Source organism: Actinomadura sp. 6N118, from assembly GCF_044326415.1.
Lineage (GTDB): Bacteria > Actinomycetota > Actinomycetes > Streptosporangiales > Streptosporangiaceae > Spirillospora.
Genome location: NZ_JBIRAZ010000022.1, coordinates 106,578 through 126,649, shown reverse-complemented (window position 1 = coordinate 126,649; position 20,072 = coordinate 106,578). Strand labels below are relative to the sequence as shown.

The window sequence follows — 20,072 nt, the reverse complement described above, 5'->3', positions numbered from 1 at the left end:
GACGGAATGACTCTGCTGACGAAATGACCTCGGTCCGGCAGGTCGTCGCCGACGCGCACCGTCGCGAATGGGCCTCAGTGCTCGCCGCGACGGTGCGCGTCACGCGCGACCTCGATCTGGCGGAGGAATGTGTCCAGGACGCGTACGCCGAGGCGCTCGACTCCTGGACGCGCCAGGGCATACCGGCCAGACCGGGCGCCTGGCTGACCACCGCGGCCCGGCACAACGCACTGGACGCCCTGCGCAGGGCCACAACGTTGCGGTCGAAGCTGCATCTGCTGGTGGAGCGGGTGGCCGCCGGGCCAGTGGTTCCGGACGACCGGCTGCGATTGGTCTTCCTGTGCTGCCACCCGGCGCTGGCCATCGAGGCTCAGGTCGCGCTGACGCTGCGGCTGGTCTGCGGCGTGACGACTCAGCACATCGCCAAGGCGTTCCTGGTCTCCGAGCCGACCATGGCGGCCCGGATCACCAGGGCGAAGAAGAAGATCGCAATAGCGGGCATCCCGTTCCGCATGCCCTCCCCGTACGAGTTGCCCGACCGGCTCAACGCGGCGCTCAACGCGATCCACCTGCTCTTCACCACCGGCCACACCGCACCTGCCGGAGCCGACCTGACCAGGAACGACCTTGCCGAGCAGGCGCTCGATCTGGCACGCATGCTGCGCGACCTGCTGCCGGACGAACGCGAGGTCCGGGGGTTGCTGGCGCTCCTGCTGGCCACCCACTCCCGCCGGGCCACCCGTACCGCGCCGGACGGCCGCCTGCTGCTCTTGGAGGAACAAGACCGTTCAGCCTGGGACCGGCAGGCCATCGCCGAGGCACACGACCTGATCATGGGAGCACTCCGAGGCCCCGATCCTGGCCGCTTCGCCCTGCAAGCCGCCATCGCGGCTCTGCACGCCACCGCGCCGACCTGGGACGACACGGACTGGAACCAGATCCTGGTGCTCTACGACGAGCTCCTCAAAGCCTGGCCGTCGCCGGTGGTCGCGCTCAACCGGGCCGTGGCGGTCGCGATGGTCAGCGGCCCGGCGGCCGGGCTGGCCGAGATCGAGGCCCTCGAACGAGATCAGCGGCTCGCGAGCTACCGCTACCTACCGGCGATCAAGGCCGACTTGTTGCGCCGATTGGGCCGGAAAACCGACGCCGCCGCAGCGTACGAGCAGGCCATCGCCCTGGCCGACAATGACGCCGAAAGTGCCTTCCTCGCCGGCCGCCTCGCCGAGATGACCGGTCCGAGTGCTCCGGGTCATTAGGGCCTTGTCGGCCAATCCCGAGGCTGTTAGGGCTGCACTATGCATCTCAATAGACGACTCGCCGTCGCCGTTGCTGCGGGCGCGCTCGCAGGACCGTTGCTGTCCACACCCGCCGCCCACGCAGCAGGCTCCTACGACTGCTTTTTCGGCGACCGTACACCTGCCGCCGACGGCTATCAGATCTCCGCCAACAGCTGCGATGGCGCAGGTTACAGCGATGTTGTCATCAGGGTTCTGAGCGGTTCGGCCGCGGGCAGTCACCGCTGCCGGACAGCGTTCGTGTGGAACGGCTTCCTGTCCGCGAACGGCTGCAGCCTTCTCGAGTCGGCCTGACCCTTCCTGAGCCAGCCTGAGTCTGTCACGGCGCGACAAACGATCTTCCACCAATTAGCTGCCGGGCGCGGAGCGCAGATTCTCTGGTCATTTGTGGGCACCTTTGGTCTTTTGTCGCCGGTCACGTTGTGGTGTCGATCACTCCATGTTGGTACGGAATGAGTTTTGTCGGTGACGCTCGGTAGCTTCTCGTGGTGTGAGGAAGTTCGAGCCGCGGCCCGGCTGCGTGGTGCAGGCGTACAAGTTCTGCCTGGATCCCAACGCCGGGCAGGAGGCCGCGCTCAGGTCGCATTGTGGTGCGGCGCGGATGGCGTTCAACTGGGCGGTGTCGTGGGTGCGGGCGTCGTGGTCACAGCGCAGCGCCGAGGCGTCGTACGGCATCGGTGAGGCTGAGCTGACGCAGTGGCGGCCGTGGTCGTTGCCGGCGCTGCGTAAGGAGTTCAACCGGATCAAGCACACCGACCCGCGTTTCGCGTACTGGTGGGATCAGAACTCCAAGGAGGCCTACAACACCGGGCTGGCGACCGCAGCGGCCGCGTTCGACAACTACTCGGCATCCAAGTCGGGCAGGCGCAAGGGCCCGAGGGTGGGCAAGCCGCGCCGCAAGTCCAAGCGCAGGGCACGCCTGTCGTGCCGGTTCACCACCGGCACCATCCGCGTTGAGCCCGACCGGCGGCATGTGACGTTGCCCCGGCTGGGGACGATCCGCACCCACGAGTCGACCCGCAAGCTGGAGCGCCGGATCGCCGCCGGCACCGCCCGGATCCTGTCGGCCACGGTCGGCCACGAGCGGGGCCGCTGGTTGGTGGCCTTCCAGGTCGAGATCGAACGCGCCACCGGTGTCCCGGCGCGCCCGGACGTGGCGGTCGGCGTCGACCTGGGCATCAAGCACCTGGCCGTGGTCGCCGACTCCACCGGCCAGATCCGTTTCATCGACAACCCCCGGCACCTGGACGCCGCCCTGCACCGGTTGCGGCGCGCCTGCCGCACGGTGTCACGCAGGCAGGGCCCCGACCGGCGGACGGGACGGGAGCCGTCCAAACGGTGGGAGAAGGCCAACCAAGCACGCAACCGGATCCACCATCGCGTCGCTAACCTCCGCCAGGACGGCATCCACAAGGTCACCACCGCCCTAGCAGCCGAGTACGGGCATGTGGTGGTGGAGGACCTGAACGTCGCCGGGATGCTGCGCAACCGGCGCGTCTCCAGGCGGATCGCTGACGCGGGGTTCGCAGAGATCCGCCGCCAACTCGGTTACAAGGCCGGCTGGGGTGGTGGCATCCTGCACGTCGCCGACCGGTGGTTTCCCTCGTCCAAGACCTGCTCGGAGTGCAGCGCGGTGAAAGCCAAGCTGCCGCTGCACATCCGGGTGTTCGAATGCGAGCATTGCGGCCTGGTTACTGACCGGGACGCCAACGCCGCACGCAACCTGGCCGCCCTCGCTGCCGTCACAACCGGCGGCAAAGCGGTCGAGCGTATGACCGGTACCGGAGTGGCCGGAGACCGGGACGCGCAAGCGTCGAAACCTCGTGGAGCCGACCAGAAGACCCGCACCACCCGTCCCGGCCTTGCGGCCGGGACGGGGCGGGCAGGTGGCGCAACACCCCGCAAGGGGCCAGAAGCGAGAGACCGTCGACAGCCCAGAGCCCTCACACTCTGGTGACGTCACGGACCATCCGGGCCGAAACGCCCGGATTGCTGACACCCAACCACAGGATCAGCAACGGTGGCGGGGAGGATTGAGCGGGGGATGGGTCCCTTGTTGCGGCGTCCCTGGGTGGTCTCTTCCCAGGCGTGGGCCAGGATGCCGATGCTGCGGCTGAGGACGAACAGGCCGCGGGCGAGGGGGGCCGGGAAGCCGAGCTCGGCATAGATGATGGCGGTGCAGCCGTCGATGTTCATGGGGATCGGCTTGGCGCGTCCTGTTGCGAGGTGTTCTTCGACGGCGAGCCCGGCGCGCAGGTGGTCCCCGGGCACCACGCCATCGCGGGCGGCTTGGGCGACCAGAGTCAGGAGCGGGTCGCGTCTCGGATCGCGGGGGTGGAAGCGGTGGCCGAAGCCGGGCAGGTAGCGGGGCCATTCCGAGACCACCTGCTCCGTGGCCGAATCGAGGTCGAGGCCGGCCGCCTCGCGTTCGAGGATCTGGTCCAGGAGTTCGACGCACTGCTCCCCGGCTCCGCCGTGGTGGTCGCCGAGGGTGTTGACGGCACTGGCGACGGCGCCGTTGAGACCGATGCCGCAGGTCGCGGCCATGCGGGCGATGGCGATGGAGGGGGCTTGCGGGCCGTGGTCGACGGCGGCGACCAGCGCGGCCTCCAGGAGGGCGGACTGGGCGGGCGAGGGGGGCTCGCCGCGGAGCATCAGCCAGATCATGGAGGTGAGGCTGGTCGTGCCGATGAGGTCCTGGACGGGACGGCCGCGCAGTTCGATGACGCCGGGTTCCATGCGGGAGACGGCGGTCGCCCACCAGGCGGCGACCTGGCCGGTCGGGTCGATCTCGTTCATGAGCGCTCGGTGGCGAAGGCGCGGAGGTCGTTCTGCTGGCCGAGCAAGGGCGGCGGTGCCGTGGGGGTGAGCGGTTCCCCGTTGTGGAGGACTCCGCTGCCCGCGACGCGCAGTGTCCGGCCGGAGCCGTCCGGGAAGGGCAGGTCGGTGAAGAAGCGGCGATGGTGGAGCTGGTCGAGCTCGACGGCCTGGGGGACGGTGACCACGCGGGCCGCGGGGACTCCGGCGCGGCTGAGGACCTCCTCCCATTCGCTCGCCGGACGCAGGCGCAGGGCGGCGTTCAGCTCGTCGTTGAGTTCGCCGCGGTGGAGCTTGCGCTGTTCGCGGTCGATGAAGCGGGGATCGGTGCGGAGGTCGGGCCGTCCGACGATGCCGCACAGCGTCTCGAACTGCTGTTGCCGGTTGGCGGCGATGTTGAGCGGGCCGTCGGCGGCCTCGAAGGTGCCGGAAGGGGCGGCGGTGGCGTTCTGCGTTCCCATGGGTTCGGGGGCGACGCCGCTCACCAGGTAGTTGGAGACGGCCCAGCCCATGGCGGAGATCGCCGACTCCAGCATCGACACATCGAGGAAGACGCCCTCGCCGGTCCGGCCGCGTGCTGTCAGCGCGGCGCAGACGTGGAGTGCGGCGGTGAGGCCGCCGATCGTGTCGCAGACGGGGAAGCCGACCCGGAGGGGCGCGGTCTCCGCGGTGCCCGTGACGCTCATCATCCCCGACAGGCCCTGGATGATCTGGTCGTACGCGGGGGCCTGACTCATGGGACCGTCCTGGCCGAAGCCGGAGATCGCGCAGTAGATCAGGCGCGGGTTGAGTGAGCGGAGGCGGGGCCAGCCGAACTCCAGCCGGTCGAGCACGCCGGCACGGAAGTTCTCCAGCAGCACGTCGGCGTCGCGGACCATGTCCTCGAAGGCGGTGCGGCCTGCGGCGTCCTTGAGGTCGATCTCGACGGACTTCTTGCCCGCGTTCTGGGCGAGGAACGAGGCGCCGAGCCCGGCATGGTTGAGCTCCGGATCGGGGCCCAGCCTCCGGGCCAGATCGCCCTGGCCAGGCACCTCGATCTTGATGACCTCGGCGCCGAGGAGCATCAGCTGGTAGCTGCAATAGGGACCGGCGAGCACGTTGGTCAGGTCGAGGACCCGGACGCCATCGAGAGGGCGCGTCGGCATGGGCGTGTTCCTTCCGTCGCGGGTCGGGAGCGGCGGCATGTGTTCCGAAGGGAACGGCAGCCCCCCAAGGGGAACGGGCAGCGCCGGTCAGTGGGTGGGGATGAGGGGGTGGTCGAACCCGCGCTCGGAGATTTCCCGGGAGACCTGCCGCAGATCTTTGGCGAACAACTCGACCTTGTCGTCGGTGAAGCGGACGGTGGGCCCGCTGAGCGACAGCGCCGCGACGACCGTGCCCGAGCGGCCGAGCAGGGGGACGGCGACGGCCGAAAGCCCGTCCTCGCGTTCGCCGTGGCTCTCCGCCCAGCCCTGATGGTGTGCCTCGTCGATCCACTCCCGCAGTCGCTTGACATGTCCCTCGCCGTACGGCGAGCTGATGGCGATCCTGGAGAGGAGGCTGTCGGGCGCGTCGCGCAGGAGCACCTTGGACGCCGCGCCGGCCCACAGCGGCAGTTCGTCGCCGATGTGCACGACGTGGCGCAGCGGCTGCGGGCTCTCCTGCTGGGCCACGCAGACCCGGTAGATGTCGCGCAGCATGTAGAGGTTGACGGTCTCGCGGCGGCGCGCGCCCAGGTCGCGCATCGCCTGGCGGGTCTCGGGCGGCAGTTCCCAGCTGCTGCGCGCCAGGTGGGCCCAGCGCCACAGGCCCGGTCCGGGCAGGTAGCCGTTGGTCCCGGCCCAGAGCAGCCCCAGGTTCTCCAGCGTCTGGACGAGCCGGATGACGGTGGTCTTGGCCAATCCGGTCTCGGCGGCGATCTCGCGGATCGTCACCACCGGGCGCTCCTCGCTCAGCAGCGACAGGATGTCCAAAGCCCGCTGCACGCTGCGCACGCCCTGGCCGTCGGCCGCCGGCTCGTCTGCGGGCTTGTTCGCTGGACTCACGGGTGTCGGTCTCCTGCTCCGCTGGGTGAAGGACGGTCCGTACGTTACACCTAGTCCACTCAGTGGTCTAGTAAGACCGTCAGATGGTCCCCTGGATGGTTTCGTCACGATTGGGGCACTGGTCTTCCCCTTGTGAGCTGCGTCACCTATAACTAACTCACTGGTTCGAACGTTAGTGACCGACCTTCCGCCCCTGATCCCGACGACTTTCCTGAATTTGCTCTTGTCAGGACCCTGTTCTCGCCCTTACGTTGACCCGAAGTCCGTACAGCGGATCATAAGAACCGCTATGTGGTCTGGGAGGAGTCCGATGCTGGAAGCGATACTCGCGTCCGGATCCAAGGCCGAGGTCGTCCAGGCGGCCGCTCTCAGGGGTGGTGAGTGGTTCTCCGGCGGTCCGCAGAGTGAACGGATTGGTCCATATCTGCGACGTGTCGTCAGTCAGGCACCGGTCCCGGGTCACGGCGACGTCGCGGCCGTCCTCGCCTACGCCCGCATCTCCGCCCCGGCCGTGGCGGCCCTCGCGCCCGCCTTCCGGGCGGAGATCCTCGAACGGGCCTCCGCCGCCGCCACCGAGAACCGCCACGACCTGGCCCGGCTCCTGGCGCTGGAGCTCGGCAAGCCCCTCAAGGACGGCCTCGGTGAGATCGACCGGGTGGCCGACACCTTCGCGGTCTGCGCCGCCGAGGGCCGCCAGATCGGCGGGGATAACCTGCCGGTCGCGGGCTGGGCGCGCGGCGCCGGCACGACCGCCTTCACCTACCGCGCCCCGGTCGGCGTGGCGCTCGCCATCACCCCGTTCAACGCGCCGGCCAACCTGCTCGCCCACAAGCTCGGCGCCTCGTTCGCCGCGGGCAACACCACGATCGTCAAGGCGCCGCCGCAGGCACCCGCCATCTCGACAGCGATCGTCGCGCTGCTGCTGGAGTCCGGGATGCCGGCCGAGGCAGTCCAGTTGCTGCACGGCGACGGGCGGGTCGGCGCCGAGCTGTGCGCCGGCGACGAGGTCGGCGTCATCAGCTTCACCGGCAGTGCCGCGACCGGCGACGCCGTGGCCAAGGCCGCCGGAGCCAAGCGGCTGGTCCTGGAACTGGGCGGCAACGCTGCCACGATCGTCTGCGGCGACGCCGACATCGCCGAAGCCGCGCGGGTCTGCGCCCGGACGGGCTACACCAACTCCGGGCAGAGCTGCATCTCGGTGCAACGGGTGTACGTGCAGCGGCCGCGGTTCGAGGAGTTCCTGGAGCACTTCACCGGCGAGGTCGCCGCGCTCACCGTCGGCGACCCGCTCGACCCCGGCACCGATGTCGGCTCGATGGTCGACGAGGACGCCGCCGAACGTGTCGTGCGCTGGAGCGCCGAGGCGGCCGACGGAGGCGGGCGCGTCCTGCTCGGGGGTGAACGCGACGGTGCCACCGCCCGTCCCACGATCGTCGCCGACCCGCCCGCCGGTGCCTCGGTCGTCACCGAGGAGGTCTTCGGTGCCCTGGTGGCGGTCCTTCCGTTCGACGACATGGGCGAGGTCGTCGCCCGCTGCAACCAGAGCCGTTACGGGTTGCAGGCGGGCCTCTTCACCCGCGACATCGGCCAGATCATCGCGGCTTGGCGCGACTTGCAGGTCGGCGGCCTCGTCGTCAACGGCTCCTCCAACTACCGCCTGGACCACGTCCCGTTCGGCGGCGTGAAGGACTCCGGCTTCGGCCGTGAGTCGCCACGCTGCATGATCGAGGACTACACCACCGTCAAGACGCTCATGTTGCGGGGCATGTCCCTGTGGGGTGGACGCCCATGATGGCGGCCACCCTGGTGTCGCCCGAGACGGTCACGGTGGTCGACCACTGGCCTGAGCCGGTGTGCGGGCCGGACGAGGTCATCGTCGCGGTACGCGGCGTCGGGGTCTGCGGCTCGGACCTCGCGGTCGTCTCCGGCCGCCGCGCCGTCCCCGCGCTGCCCTGGGTGCTCGGGCACGAGGCGTTCGGCGTCATCCAGGTCGTGGGCCCGGACGTCGTCGACCGCCGCGTCGGCCAGCGCGTCGTCGTCGAACCCAACTACCCGTGCCTGGCCTGCGGCGCGTGCCGCTCCGGTGACACCTCGGGATGCCGGCGGCGCCGAGCCGCGGGCATCTCCGAACCGGGACTGCTGGCCGAGCGGGTCGCGGTGCCCGCCCGCTTCACCTGGCCGGTGCCCGACGGCTTGGACGATGCCGACGCGGTGTGCGTCGAGCCGTTCACCGTCGCGCTCAACGCGGTGCGCATGACCGGCCTGCGGCCCGGCGATCCGTGCCTGATCGTCGGCGCCGGCTCGCAGGGACTCCTGGTCGTCCTTGCTGTCCTGCACGCCGGAGGCGTCCCGTTCGTCATCGAACCGCAGCCGGGCCGGCGCGCGTTCGCCCTGCAACTGGGAGGCGCGGACGCCGGCGCCGCCCCCGACCGGCGGTACCCGGCGGTCATCGAGACCTCCGGCGTACCCGAGGCGTTCGAGCAGGCGCTGGAACGCGCGGGCGACGGCGGCCGCCTCGTCGTGGTCGGGCAGAGCACCCGGCCCGCCCGCGTCTCCACCTTCACCCTCGTGCAGCGGCGGCTCACGGTGCGCGGCTGCCTCATCTACGACCACCCGGGCGGCTTCCGCCACACCTTGGCGACGCTCGCCGGCCACGACCTGAGGCCCGGCCGTGTCCTGCGCGAACGCTTCGACCTGGCGCAGGCGTCCGTCGCGTTCGCGAAGGCTCCCGACATCGCCGGCAAGACCTGGATCACCCTGCCCCGAATCGAGGAACCGTTGTCATGAGCGTGGACATCCCCACCCGCAACGACGCCGCGGCCGGTGCCGGAACGGCGATGGTCACGGCCGCCGAGGCGCTCGTCCGGCAGCTCGAACGCTATGGCGTGCAGTACGTGTTCGGCACCTGCGGGCACACCAACATCGCTCTGCTGGACGCGCTCGGCCGCAGTCCGATCACGTTCGTCATCGCCCGCCACGAGCAGGCCGCCGCGCACGCCGCCGACGGCTACGCCCGCGCATCCGGCAAACCAGGCGTCCTGCTCGTCCACGTCGGCCCCGGCATGATGAACGCCGTCACCGGCGTGGCCACCGCCGCCCTCGACTCCGTTCCGCTGATCGCGATCTCGGGGGACGTGCCGTCCTATTACTACGGGCGCCACCCGCACCAGGAGGTCAACCTCCACGCCGACGCGGACCAGACCGCCATCTACCGGCCGTTCGTCAAGCGGGCCTGGCACGTGCGGCGTCCCGATGACCTGGGCCGCTTCACCGAGCGTGCGTTCTGGACCGCGACGTCCGGCCGGCCCGGCGCGGTGCTGCTGAACGTCCCGATGGATCTGTTCTCCCGCCCGGTCGCGGACATCGAATACCCGCTTCCCGTCACCGCAGCCGAGCCGGATCTGCCCGCCGACACCGCCCGTCGCGTCGCCGATCTGCTCGCCGCCGCCGAACGTCCTCTCCTCTATATCGGCGGGGGACTGCGAGGCGACGCGGGACGCACCGCCCTTCTGGAACTCGCCGAGCACCTCGACATTCCCATCGTGCACTCGCTGATGGGCAAGGGCATGGTCTCCGACGGCCATCCGCTGCTGCTGGGCATGCCCGGCTTCTGGGGCATGGAGACGACCAACGACTACGCCCGTTCCGCCGACGTCGTGCTCGCCCTGGCGACCCGCTTCGCTGAGACCGATGCCAGCTCCTGGGACCCCGCCTACACCTGGAACCTCGGCGGCGACTCGGGCGGACGGCTGATCCAGATCGACATCGACCCCGTCGAGATCGGCCGCAACTATCCCGTCGAGATCGGCGCGGTCGCCGACGTGACACGCGCCGTGCAGGCCATTGCCGCCGCAGTGCGCGAAGCGCATCCTGATCCCGTCGCCCGCCCGGCGTTGCGCGAGCGGATCCGCGCAGCCCGTGCCGAGGTGTTCGACGGCAGCCGCGAACGCGGCCGTAGCGACGCCTTCCCGCTGCGCCCCGAGCGCATCCTCGCCGACCTGAGCGACCAGCTTCCGGGTGACGCGGTGCTGGTCACCGACGTGGGCTGGAACAAGAACGGTGTCGCCCAGTGCTACCGGCTTCCCGACGGCGGGCGCTTCATCACCCCTGGCGGCGCCTCCACGATGGGCTTCGGTCCGGCCGCGGCGGTCGGGGTGCAGATCGCGCAGCCCGACCGCGTCGTGGTCGCCCTCGTCGGGGACGGCGGGATGAGCGCGCAGCTCCCGGCCGTTCCCATGGCCGTCGAGCAGGGCCTGCCGGTCATCTTCGTCGTCATGAACAACCGTGCCCACGGCACCATCGCCGACCTGCAGGCCGCCAGCTTCGGCGAAAGCTACGGCTGCGAGTTCCACGACCCGCAGGGCCGCCCCTACAGCCCGAACTTCGCCGCGTACGCCGACGCGTGCGGAGCCGACGGCTACGAGATCCCCGCCCCGGAAGCGTTCGCCTCCGCGCTCCGGTCGGCGGTCGACCGCCGGCGTCCGGCCGTGCTGGACGTGCCGATGGTCAACGAGCCGGTGCCGACACCCGGGCACTGGAACATCACCGACATCTACCAGGGTGTCTTCCCCGAGGAGGGGACGTCATGATCCGCGTGATCGACCCGTTCACCCAGGCCGACCCCACCTGGCTGGGCCTCGACGACAGCGGTCACCGCCGCAAGGTCTTCAAGGTCGTCGATCGCCACCTGCACGACAGCGAGTTCCTCGTCGGCGGTCTCACGATCTTCGAGCCCGGCGAGGCCAGCTCGCTGCACGACCACCCCGACTCCGAAGAGATCAACTACATCGTGCGCGGATCGGGGGAGGTGGTGGCGGAGGACGGTCACCGCACCCCGTTCGGGCCGCACACCTTCATGTTCATCCCCAAGGGCGTCAAGCACCAGCACGTCAACACCGGCCGCGAGCCGATGTGGCTGGTCTTCATCTACGGCCCGCACGGCGAACTGCCCACCACCTAGACCCATTCGGGACCGGGCGGCATCGGACCGGGGTGTCGGTCCGGCACTCCGTTCCGACACCCCGGTCCCGATGCCGCCCGACCCCCTCCTGACGAGGTGACCCTCCATGCTGAGATTCCCCCGCGTGCTTCGCGCCTCCGGCCTGGCCGTGTCCGCGCTGGCCCTGACCCTGACCGCCGCCGCGTGCGGCGCACCCGGCGAGTCCGAGGACGCCGGCTCAGGCGGCTCCGGCCCCATCAAGATCGCCCTGGTCGACGCCCAGAGCGGGCAGCTCAGCTCCCTCGGCAAGTGGGAGCACAAGGGCGTCAAGCTCGCCGTCGACGAGTGGAACGCCGCCGGCGGCATCAACGGCCGCAAGATCCAGCTCGACGTGTTCGACGACCAGGGCGACCCGACCGTCGGCACCAACATCGCCCGCAAGATCGACAGCCAGAACTACATCGCGATGCTGGGCACCGCCGAGAGCGCCGTGACCATCGCGATGGCGCCGATCCTGCGCCAGGCGGAGATCCCCAACATCGCCTCCGGACAGTCGCCGGGCATGGTCGCGCTCAAGAGCCCGTTCCTGTTCCTCAACGGGCCCACCAGCACGACCTACGACGAGACCCTCGCCAAGTACATGGTCGACACCAAGAAGCTGACGAAGATCGCGATGATCACCAACAACGGCGCGTACGGCAAGGGCGAGCACGACGCCTTCCTCAAGGCGCTGGAGGCCCGCGGTGTCAAGCCGGTCGCCGACGAGGTCGTCACCGTCGACCAGAAGGACTTCAGCGCCCAGCTGACCAAGATCCGAGGGAAGCAGCCCGCAGCCGTCTTCCTCGGCGCCGAGGAGGTCGAGTCGGGACTCATCGTCAAGCAGGCCCGTGACCTCGGCATCACCGTCCCGTTCGCCGGTGCGGCCCCGCAGGGCACCCCGGTCTTCATCGACACCGCCGGAGCGAAGAACGCCGAGGGCACCATCGTCAGCTCGCCGTACCTCAGCAACGACGTCAGCGACGCGACCAAGAAGTTCGCCACCGCCTACAAGGCCGCCTTCAAGGAGGAGGCCGAGCTGCACGGCGCCAAGGCCTACGACGGCGCGCAGATCCTGCTGACCGCACTGAAGAACAGCAACGTCGCCAGCGGCTCGAAGCTGGCCGAGGCCATTCGAGCGGTGCGGCACAAGGGCCTCATGGGCGACTTCGTCTACGACGAGACCGGTGTCGGCATCAAGGCCACCAGCATCGGGATCGTCAAGGACGGCAAGCTCGTCAAGGCCGACGGCTGACCGGAAAGAGAACCATGCAGGCCTTCTTCCAGACGCTTGTCGGCGGGCTCAGCCTCGGCGCCATCTACGCCCTGGTCGCCATGGGCTTCTCCCTGGTCTACCGGACCATGGGGCTCGTCAACTTCGCCCATGCCGACGTGCTGATGATCGGCGCCTACGCCGCCTCCACCTTCTACATGTCCACAAAGCTGCCGTTCGCGGTCGCGATGGCCCTGTCCATCGTCATCACCGGCATCATCGGGTTGTTCATCGAACGGGTGCTCCGCCCGCTCGAGAACAAGGATTTCACGCTGATGCTGATCGGCACGATCGGCTTCGGCATGGTCCTGCAGGCGGTCGCCATCCTGATCTGGGGAGCGACCGGCCGTGCCGTCGCCTCCCCGGTGACGGCGGCGCCGCTGGACGTGCTGGGCGTGCGGATCCGCACCTACGACCTGGTCGTCCTTCTCATCGCCGCGGTGGCGGTGGTGCTGCTCGTCGGTTTCCTCTCGCGCACCAAGCGCGGAGCGGCCATGCAGGCGGTCGCGATGGACCACGAGGCCGCCACCGCGGTCGGCATCCACGTCGGCCGCAGCAACGCCATCGCCTTCGCCATCGGGGCAGGGCTCGCCGCGCTGGCGGGCGGCCTGGTCGGGCCGCTGTTGTACGTCAACCCGACCATGGGCGGAACGATCGGGATCAAGGGGTTCGCCGCGGCCATGCTCGGCGGCTGCGGCAACATCCCCGGCGCCATCGTCGGCGGCCTGGCCATCGGCGTGCTCGACTCGTTCGCCGCCGGCCACTTCCAGGGCTACTCCGAGCTGATGGTCTTCCTGCTCTTCACCGTGATCATCATGATCCGGCCGACCGGCCTGTTCGGCGAGATGACGGTGAGCCGCGCATGAACGACCTGCTCCGGCTGAACGACGTGCTTCGCCACCGCAACACGCCGCGGCTCGGTGGCCTGGCCGCCCTGATCGCGGTGGCCTGGATTCTGCCGTACCAGCTCGGCGGCTACGCCATCCACGTCGTCAACATCGCTCTCGTCTTCGCGCTGCTGGCGATCGGGATGGGCCTGGCGATGGGCATCGCGGGTCAGATCAACCTTGCCCAGGTCGCGTTCTTCGGCGTCAGCGCGTACGCCACGGCGATTCTCACCACGCACAGCGGCTGGGGCTTCTGGCCTGCGGCGGCGCTGGCCATGGTGGCCTCGGCGCTGGTCGGGCTGCTGGTGGGCATCCCGGCGCTGCGGATGCAGTCGCACTACCTCGGCATCGTCACGCTCGGCCTCGCGCTGGGGTTCATCAACTGGACCACCAACGCCGAGGTCGCGGGCGGCGCCGAGGGCATCTCGGCGATCCCGGTCCCGCCGATGTTCGGCATCGACCTGTCCAGCGAGTACCTCTACTACTACCTCGAAGTGATCGTGTTCGCGCTCGCGCTGGTCTTCGCGCTCTTCGTGGTGCGCACCGGGCTGGGCCGCCGGCTGATGGCCATGCGCGACGACCCGCTCGCCGCAGGGGCGGTCGGCGCGGAGATCCCGCTGCTGCGGATGACCGCGTTCATGTTGTCGAGCGTCTTCGGTGGTGTCGCGGGCGTGCTGTACGTCGGGCTCATCCGGTACATCGCGCCCGAGACGTTCAACATCGCCAACATGTTCCTGCTGCTGGCGATGGTCGTCATCGGCGGGCGGCAGAGTCTCGTGGGCTGCGTGATCGGCGCCGTCGGCCTCACCCTGATCCGCGAGCAACTGGTCGACTATCCGACGTACGCCCAGCTCGGCTTCGGCCTGGTCGTGGTGCTCATGGTGGTGTTCGCGCCGACCGGCCTGGCAGGCGTCCCGGTCCGGGTCAAGGCGGCCGTCGACCGGCGCCGGGGCCGTACGGTTGACCGCGCCTCACTCCAGCCGTTCCAGCCGTACGCGCCGACCGGGCTCGGCGATGCAAACGAGAAGGCCGGCGACGCCGTTCCGATGCTCGAGATCGATCAGGTCAGCAAGCATTTCCGCGGTCTGAAGGCTCTCGACGAGGTCTCGCTGACGGTACGGCCCGGCGAGATCCGCGGCATCGTCGGGCCCAACGGATCAGGCAAGACCACGCTGTTCAACGTGGTCAGCGGCTTCTACCGGGCCACGCGCGGGGGCGTGCGGCTGAACGGACGCGGAGTCACCGGCGTCCGTCCCTACCGGCTGTCGGCACTCGGTGTGGCCCGCACGTTCCAGAACCTGCGGTTGTTCGGCGACCTCACGGTCAAGGACAACATCCTCGTCGCACTCGACCGCACCCGGACCTACGCCATCTGGCGGTACGTGATGTGGCCGGTCGGCATCTGGCGGCAGGAACGGCGGCTCAACCGGCAGGCCGACGACCTGCTCGCGCGGTTCGGCCTGACCGAGTTCGCGCAGGCCGCGCCCGGCTCGCTGCCGTACGGCATCCAGCGCCGCATCGAGATCGCCCGCGCCATGGCCGGGAGCCCGCGGCTGCTGCTGCTCGACGAGCCCGCCGCCGGGCTCAACGGCGAGGAGGTCCGCCAGCTCGCCGAGATAGTCCGGTCCATCCGCGACAGCGGTGTCACGGTCGTGCTCATCGAGCACAACATGGGCCTCGTCATGTCGTTGTGCGAACGGGTGACCGTGCTGGCCGGCGGCAAGGTGATCTCCGAGGGCACCCCGGACGAGGTCGCCGCCGACCATGCCGTGATCGAGGCCTACCTCGGCGACTCGGCCATGGCCGACATGCCGCTGCCCGACCCCAGTGAGGTGAGCTCATGACGACCTCAGCACCCGAGCACAAGAAGCGCACCGAGTCCGCCACCCTCACGGTGGAGGACCTCTCCGTGCACTACGGCGGAGTCTGCGCCGTGAGGTCCATCGGCTTCACCGTGGAGCCGGGCCAGTCCGTGGGCATCATCGGAGCCAACGGCGCCGGCAAGACCTCGACGCTGAAGGCACTGATGGGCCTGGTGCCCCGCAGCGGCGGATCGGTCCGCTTCGGAGACACCGACCTGACGAAGGTCAAGGCGCGCGACATCGTCCGGCACGGCATCGGCTACGTCCCGGAAGGGCGGCACGTCTTCCCAGGGCTACCGGTGGAGAAGAACCTCATGCTCGGCGCGTACGCCCGCCCGTGGCGTGACCCGCAGACCAGGCAGACCCTGGACGAGGTGTACGAGCTGTTCCCCGTGCTGGGGGAGATGCGTTCACGGCTGGCCGGGGCGTTGTCAGGCGGGCAGCAGCAGATGCTGGCCGTCGGGCGCGCGCTCATGGCCAGACCGCGGCTGATCCTGCTGGACGAGCCGTCCATGGGCCTGTCACCCAAGCTTGTCGAGGACATCCTGGCGGTCCTGCTCCGGCTGCGCGAGGAGGGCCTCAGCATGCTGCTGGTCGAGCAGAACGCCAAGCTCACCTTCGAGGCGACCAGCGACTGCGTGGTGATGGAGAACGGTGAGGTCGCCATGACCGGCACCTCCCGCGAGCTACGCGAGGACGTTCGCGTGCGGCGAATCTACCTGGGGCTGTGAAAGCGGCACCGCGCAAGGCGGCAGACGGTGGCCGGGGATCTCCCGGCCGCCGTCGGGTGCGGGCACCGCCGATGTGCTCTGCGTTATCAGCGGCAGAAGGGCTTGTGGCCCATGGCGGACTCGATGCCCCCGAGCACCAGGCTCTGGAACTGGCGGGCCCCGGCGAAGGTGCTCCCGTCGTCGGTGAACGCCTTGGCGTCGTGCCCGAGTGTGGTCAGCCAGGCGCGGCCGCCGTCGTAGTACTGGCACCAGGCCACCGGGTGGCCGGAGCCATGGCCCGGATGCCCGGAGCCGCCACGCACACCCCTGGTGAGCGAACGTTCGTCCACCGTCGCCAGCACGCGCACTCGCGAAGGGAAGGGGACCAGGTTGTACCACTCGTCGCTGAACGACCACCGCGCTGGCAACCCGGCCGTTGAGGCGTCCTTACGGCTCGTGGTCTGGACGGTGCCCGGCTGCGCCGGACCATGGTCGTAGAAGTTGGTGCCGCCGAGGAGGCCTTCGTACCAGGGCCAGTTGTACTCGGTGCCGAACGCGTTGTGGATGCCCACGAACCCGCCGCCGCCCCGGACGTACTGCCGCAGGGCGGTCTGCGCGGAGTCGTCCAGGGTGTCGCGCGTCGTGCTCATGAAGACCACGGCGTTGTAGTTGAACAGCCGCGACGCCGAGGACAGCTGTGTGACGTCCTCGGTCCAGTCCACGCCGAAGCCGTGGTCCTTGCCCATCTTCACCAGGGCGCTCTGCGCGACGTTCGCCTCGGCGAGCGGCGGGTTGAGGCCCGCCGCGAGCGCCGGGCCGAGGTTGGCGTGGCGCGGGCCGGCGGTACGGCTGTAGACGAGGATCTTGTAGCCCTCGGCCGGGTCGAAGTTGCCCCAGTCGTGGTAGCAGCGCGGGTCGGTGCCTCGGCAGACGCCGTAGTCGGGATCGCCGAGCTGCGCGGCTCCGCGGTCCCGGGGCGCGGCTCCGCCGCCCGCCGTGGCCGGCAGCCCGCTCACGAGGGTGGCCGCGGTGATGACGGCGGCGGTCGCGACCGAGGTGAGCACCGCGGTGAGCACGTGGGGGGAGTGTCTCCTCATGGAGCGGGTTCCTTCCTCGCGATTTCTTGAGGTCCATCTAGTGGTCTAGTGGCACCGCTAAGAGGTTTGCTGACCATCTCACGCTGATCGGGCAACGGCAAGACTCGCAAGCTGAACGCAGGAGGAAGGGAGGGAATTTCTCGTGACACACCCTTGCCAGGTGAGCCAAGGGCGGCTTACGGTGTCGTCCGCTAAACGGATCAATAAAACCGTCTAGTGGACCACCCTGTGGACGTTGGGAGAGCAGCATGAGACGACGGAGCTTCCTCACCGGCGCCGCGGCCGTCGGCGGCACCGCGGCCTTCACCACGTTCCGCGACCCGGCTCACGCCGAGGGCGCCACCTCGCTCGCCGGACCCGTCCCGCCGCAGTCCCCGGGCCTGCGCCCGGCCGGGCGCGACTTCCCCAAGGTCGGCGGCAACCTCGGCAACCAGAACCACAGCGCGCTGCGCAGGATCACCCGTCGCAACGTGCGCCGTCTTGGCGGCGCCTGGCACCTGAACCTGGAGGGCGGCAGCACGACCGCCACCCAGCAGAGCACCATCGTCGTCGAGGACGGCGTGCTCTACGTCCAGACCCAGCAGCAGAACGTCTTCGCCGTGGACGGCCGGACCGGCGCGATCAAGTGGAAGACCAACGTCGGCTCCGAGCGGACCAACATGCGCGGCGTCGGCCTTGGTGGCGGCCTCGTCTACACCACCTCCGGCGAGAACATCGTCTACGCCCTCGACCGGGAGACCGGTGCCGTCGTCTGGCGGCGCGAACTGCTGGTCGCCGGGGAGGGCGACCCCGGCTGCGATCCGCAGAGCGGCCAGTGCGGCGGCAATCGCGGCGGCCTGGCCGGGGCGATCGTCTATTTCGACGGCATGATCTACGTCGGCACCGAGGGCAGCACCGCCGGAGCCCGTGGCCGCGGCTACGCTCTCAACGCCCGCACAGGCGAGGTCGCCTGGACGTTCTGGGGAGCGCCCGGACCGGGTGAGTACGGCAACGACACCTGGGAGGGCGAGAGCTGGAAGACCGGCGGCGCGGTCTGCTGGATGCACCCCGCCGTCGACTCCGACCTGGGCCTGGTCTACTGGACGTTCGGCAACCCCTATCCGCGGACCAACGGCTCAACTCGCGGCGGTGCCAACCTGTTCTCCAACTGCCTCGTGGCCATCGATGCCAAGACCGGCGCACGCCGCTGGCACTTCCAGTCGGTCCACCACGACATCTGGGACTTCGACAACGTGATGGCGCCGGTGCTGGTCGACCTGCAGATCGGGCACCGCAGGCGCAAGGTCGTCGTCTACGGCAGCAAGACCGGCATGTACTACATCCTCGATCGCGCCACCGGTAAGCCCGTACACGGGATGACCGAGCGTCCCGTTCCGCAGGATGCCCGCCAGAAGACCTGGCCCACGCAGCCCTTCCCCGGAGGCGCGCCGTTCGTCCGCCAGGCGCCGAGCCAGCACGACACCACGCGGCCCGTGCCGTACTACCCGACCGGCAAGATCTACACGCCGTTCTGGGACGACGCCACGATCCTCTACCCCGGGGCCGGCGGCGGTGCGGACTGGTCGCACATCTCCTTCAGCCCGTACACCGGATTCCTCTACGTGGGATACGGCCTCATCAACTCCTCGTACTCCAACACCAACGGCGGCCGCGTCAACACCGCCCGTCCGCTGGGGGAGTACTTCTCCGGCGGCATCGTCGCGGTCGACCCGCGCACCAACAAGCCGGTGTGGCGCCGGGAGGGCGACTGGTCGCTGGCTCACGGCAACGGCATCCTGAGCACCGCCGGACGGGTGATGTTCCAGGGACGCCCCGACGGCGTGCTAGTAGCGATGGACGACAGCGACGGCCGTGAGCTGTGGCAGTGGCAGTGCGGCGCGGGCGTGCACACCAGCCCGGTCAGTTACGAAATCGACGGCGAGCAGTACATCGCGGTGCTCGCCGGGGGCAACGGCCTTCCCTACCCCGACATCCCGCGCGGCGACCACCTGTGGGCGTTCAAGCTCGGCGGCACGGTCGCCCCTGCGGCCACCCCGACACCGCCGTCCAAGCGCAACCAGATCCGATCCGCCGCTGTGACCGGGGCGGCCGCGCAGAACACCGTCACGCTCGGCCGCGTTTGGGACGCAGCAGCCGGACGGCCCGGCGCGACGGAGAACGTCGTGGCCCAGAACGCGATGGCGCCGCAGCACATGACGGTGCCTCTCGGCACGACGGTCACTTTCGCCAACCCTGTCGGCAACGAGCACAGCCACGGCGCCGCGTCGTTCTTCGAGCACGAGTTCAACACCGGCCGCCTCAAGCCGGGGGAGACCTTCAGCCACACGTTCACTCGGCGCGGCGAGTACTTCTTCAACGACCCCGTCTTCCCGCAGAGCACCGGAAAGATCGTCGTCCAGTGACCCCTCACCTCTGCCGGCAGAGGGAAGCCTGGGCCGGTCAGACCCCGGGTCCGGCTCCGGTGAGGTAGGCGACGACCATCTCGCCGATCATCCGCCGGTGCCGCTCCCGGTGCTCGGGCGCGGTCATGTCGCGTCCGAAGAGCGCGCCGAACGTGTGCTGGTTGGCGATGCGGAAGAAGCAGAACGAACTGATCATCATGTGCACGTCGATCGCGTCGGCGCCGGCCACGAAGTCGCCGCTCGCCCGTCCCGCCTGGAGGATCTGCGAGATCAGCTCCACCACCGGGGCGCCCAGGTTGACCAGCGCCTCTGACTTGCGCAGGTGCTCGGCCTGGTGGATGTTCTCGATGCTGACGAGCTTGATGAAGTCCGGATGGGCCTCGTGGTGGTCGAAGGTCAGCTCGGCCAGCGTGCGGATCGCCTCGACCGGAGCCAGATGCTGGACGTCGATGGTCGACTCCAGCGACCTGACCTCCTTGTAGGCCTTCTCCAGCACGGCGACGTAGAGGTTCTCCTTGCCGCCGAAGTAGTAGTAGATCATCCGCTTGGTCGTGCGCATGAGCGCGGCTATGTCGTCGACCCGGGCACCGGCGTAGCCGTGCCGCGCGAACTCACGCTGGGCGATCGCCAGGATCTCCGCCCGGGTGCGGTCGGCGTCACGCTGCCGCTCTCCGGCGGCGGGCGTTGCGGGCTGCGACGGCATGTGACTCCATGGCATGACTACGGAAAG

At 69.6% G+C, this 20,072-nt stretch carries 16 protein-coding genes; 11 read left to right on the top strand and 5 right to left on the bottom strand.

Translation table 11 applies throughout. From position 1 onward, the window contains the following. Positions 1-23: 23 nt before the first annotated feature. Complete coding sequence (locus tag ACH34W_RS42330) at positions 24-1,256, top strand: RNA polymerase sigma factor (protein ID WP_395966858.1); 1,233 nt, start codon at positions 24-26, stop codon at positions 1,254-1,256. Positions 1,257-1,785: 529 nt separating this feature from the next. Next, positions 1,786-3,252, top strand: coding sequence for an IS607 family element RNA-guided endonuclease TnpB (gene tnpB, locus ACH34W_RS42325; protein ID WP_395966857.1), 1,467 nt, complete (start codon positions 1,786-1,788; stop codon positions 3,250-3,252). A gap of 2 nt (positions 3,253-3,254) precedes the next feature. Here the strand turns inward: tnpB and ACH34W_RS42320 are convergent, their stop codons facing one another. From ACH34W_RS42320 to ACH34W_RS42310, 3 genes are all read right to left on the bottom strand, one after another. Continuing rightward, on the bottom strand, positions 3,255-4,094 hold the full coding sequence (locus ACH34W_RS42320; protein WP_395966856.1) for a citryl-CoA lyase: 840 nt from the start codon (positions 4,092-4,094) through the stop codon (positions 3,255-3,257). Then, entirely contained in the window at positions 4,091-5,257 is a 1,167-nt protein-coding gene (locus tag ACH34W_RS42315) for a CaiB/BaiF CoA transferase family protein (RefSeq protein WP_395966855.1), read from the bottom strand. The genes ACH34W_RS42320 and ACH34W_RS42315 overlap by 4 nt, the downstream gene beginning before the upstream one ends. 87 nt (positions 5,258-5,344) lie before the next feature. Continuing rightward, positions 5,345-6,136, bottom strand: a complete 792-nt coding sequence (locus ACH34W_RS42310; RefSeq protein ID WP_395966854.1) for an IclR family transcriptional regulator — start codon at positions 6,134-6,136, stop codon at positions 5,345-5,347. Between the two features lie 310 nt (positions 6,137-6,446). Between ACH34W_RS42310 and ACH34W_RS42305 the strand changes: the two genes are divergently transcribed. The 8 genes from ACH34W_RS42305 (at position 6,447) to ACH34W_RS42270 (ending at position 15,864) form a co-directional block, all read left to right on the top strand. Then, positions 6,447-7,928, top strand: a complete 1,482-nt coding sequence (locus ACH34W_RS42305; RefSeq protein ID WP_395966853.1) for an aldehyde dehydrogenase family protein — start codon at positions 6,447-6,449, stop codon at positions 7,926-7,928. Beyond that, positions 7,925-8,923, top strand: coding sequence for a zinc-binding dehydrogenase (locus ACH34W_RS42300; protein WP_395966852.1), 999 nt, complete (start codon positions 7,925-7,927; stop codon positions 8,921-8,923). The genes ACH34W_RS42305 and ACH34W_RS42300 overlap by 4 nt, the downstream gene beginning before the upstream one ends. Continuing rightward, complete coding sequence (locus ACH34W_RS42295) at positions 8,920-10,725, top strand: thiamine pyrophosphate-binding protein (protein WP_395966851.1); 1,806 nt, start codon at positions 8,920-8,922, stop codon at positions 10,723-10,725. The genes ACH34W_RS42300 and ACH34W_RS42295 overlap by 4 nt, the downstream gene beginning before the upstream one ends. Then, positions 10,722-11,096, top strand: coding sequence for a cupin domain-containing protein (locus ACH34W_RS42290; protein WP_395966850.1), 375 nt, complete (start codon positions 10,722-10,724; stop codon positions 11,094-11,096). Before ACH34W_RS42295 ends, ACH34W_RS42290 begins: the two co-directional genes overlap by 4 nt. Before the next feature lie 106 nt (positions 11,097-11,202). After that, on the top strand, positions 11,203-12,366 hold the full coding sequence (locus ACH34W_RS42285; protein ID WP_395966849.1) for an ABC transporter substrate-binding protein: 1,164 nt from the start codon (positions 11,203-11,205) through the stop codon (positions 12,364-12,366). Positions 12,367-12,380: 14 nt separating this feature from the next. After that, the gene (locus tag ACH34W_RS42280; protein ID WP_395966848.1) at positions 12,381-13,250 is read left to right on the top strand and encodes a branched-chain amino acid ABC transporter permease; all 870 of its coding nucleotides are present in this window, start codon (positions 12,381-12,383) and stop codon (positions 13,248-13,250) included. After that, a complete protein-coding gene (locus ACH34W_RS42275) occupies positions 13,247-15,115 on the top strand; it encodes an ATP-binding cassette domain-containing protein (RefSeq protein ID WP_395966847.1) in 1,869 nt (622 codons plus the stop codon). Before ACH34W_RS42280 ends, ACH34W_RS42275 begins: the two co-directional genes overlap by 4 nt. Further along, positions 15,112-15,864 (top strand): ABC transporter ATP-binding protein, encoded by a 753-nt coding sequence (locus tag ACH34W_RS42270; RefSeq protein WP_395966846.1) that lies wholly within the window; start codon positions 15,112-15,114, stop codon positions 15,862-15,864. Before ACH34W_RS42275 ends, ACH34W_RS42270 begins: the two co-directional genes overlap by 4 nt. Before the next feature lie 86 nt (positions 15,865-15,950). Here the strand turns inward: ACH34W_RS42270 and ACH34W_RS42265 are convergent, their stop codons facing one another. Continuing rightward, positions 15,951-16,940, bottom strand: a complete 990-nt coding sequence (locus ACH34W_RS42265; protein WP_395966845.1) for a ThuA domain-containing protein — start codon at positions 16,938-16,940, stop codon at positions 15,951-15,953. A gap of 248 nt (positions 16,941-17,188) precedes the next feature. Here ACH34W_RS42265 and ACH34W_RS42260 point away from each other — a divergent pair, with 248 nt between their 5' ends. Continuing rightward, positions 17,189-19,342, top strand: coding sequence for a PQQ-binding-like beta-propeller repeat protein (locus ACH34W_RS42260; protein WP_395966844.1), 2,154 nt, complete (start codon positions 17,189-17,191; stop codon positions 19,340-19,342). Between the two features lie 37 nt (positions 19,343-19,379). Here ACH34W_RS42260 and ACH34W_RS42255 read toward each other — a convergent pair whose 3' ends face one another. Then, the gene (locus ACH34W_RS42255) at positions 19,380-20,045 is read right to left on the bottom strand and encodes a TetR/AcrR family transcriptional regulator (protein ID WP_395966843.1); all 666 of its coding nucleotides are present in this window, start codon (positions 20,043-20,045) and stop codon (positions 19,380-19,382) included. Positions 20,046-20,072: the final 27 nt, after the last annotated feature.

Excerpts from the sequence above, each read along its gene's own strand:
- ACH34W_RS42330 (WP_395966858.1), top strand. The coding sequence starts at position 24 with ATGACCTCGGTCCGGCAGGTCGTCGCCGACGCGCACCGTCGCGAATGG.
- ACH34W_RS42320 (WP_395966856.1), bottom strand. The coding sequence starts at position 4,094 with ATGAACGAGATCGACCCGACCGGCCAGGTCGCCGCCTGGTGGGCGACC.
- ACH34W_RS42315 (WP_395966855.1), bottom strand. The coding sequence starts at position 5,257 with ATGCCGACGCGCCCTCTCGATGGCGTCCGGGTCCTCGACCTGACCAAC.
- ACH34W_RS42305 (WP_395966853.1), top strand. The coding sequence starts at position 6,447 with ATGCTGGAAGCGATACTCGCGTCCGGATCCAAGGCCGAGGTCGTCCAG.
- ACH34W_RS42300 (WP_395966852.1), top strand. The coding sequence starts at position 7,925 with ATGATGGCGGCCACCCTGGTGTCGCCCGAGACGGTCACGGTGGTCGAC.
- ACH34W_RS42295 (WP_395966851.1), top strand. The coding sequence starts at position 8,920 with ATGAGCGTGGACATCCCCACCCGCAACGACGCCGCGGCCGGTGCCGGA.
- ACH34W_RS42290 (WP_395966850.1), top strand. The coding sequence starts at position 10,722 with ATGATCCGCGTGATCGACCCGTTCACCCAGGCCGACCCCACCTGGCTG.
- ACH34W_RS42285 (WP_395966849.1), top strand. The coding sequence starts at position 11,203 with ATGCTGAGATTCCCCCGCGTGCTTCGCGCCTCCGGCCTGGCCGTGTCC.
- ACH34W_RS42280 (WP_395966848.1), top strand. The coding sequence starts at position 12,381 with ATGCAGGCCTTCTTCCAGACGCTTGTCGGCGGGCTCAGCCTCGGCGCC.
- ACH34W_RS42275 (WP_395966847.1), top strand. The coding sequence starts at position 13,247 with ATGAACGACCTGCTCCGGCTGAACGACGTGCTTCGCCACCGCAACACG.
- ACH34W_RS42270 (WP_395966846.1), top strand. The coding sequence starts at position 15,112 with ATGACGACCTCAGCACCCGAGCACAAGAAGCGCACCGAGTCCGCCACC.
- ACH34W_RS42265 (WP_395966845.1), bottom strand. The coding sequence starts at position 16,940 with ATGAGGAGACACTCCCCCCACGTGCTCACCGCGGTGCTCACCTCGGTC.
- ACH34W_RS42260 (WP_395966844.1), top strand. The coding sequence starts at position 17,189 with ATGAGACGACGGAGCTTCCTCACCGGCGCCGCGGCCGTCGGCGGCACC.
- ACH34W_RS42255 (WP_395966843.1), bottom strand. The coding sequence starts at position 20,045 with ATGCCGTCGCAGCCCGCAACGCCCGCCGCCGGAGAGCGGCAGCGTGAC.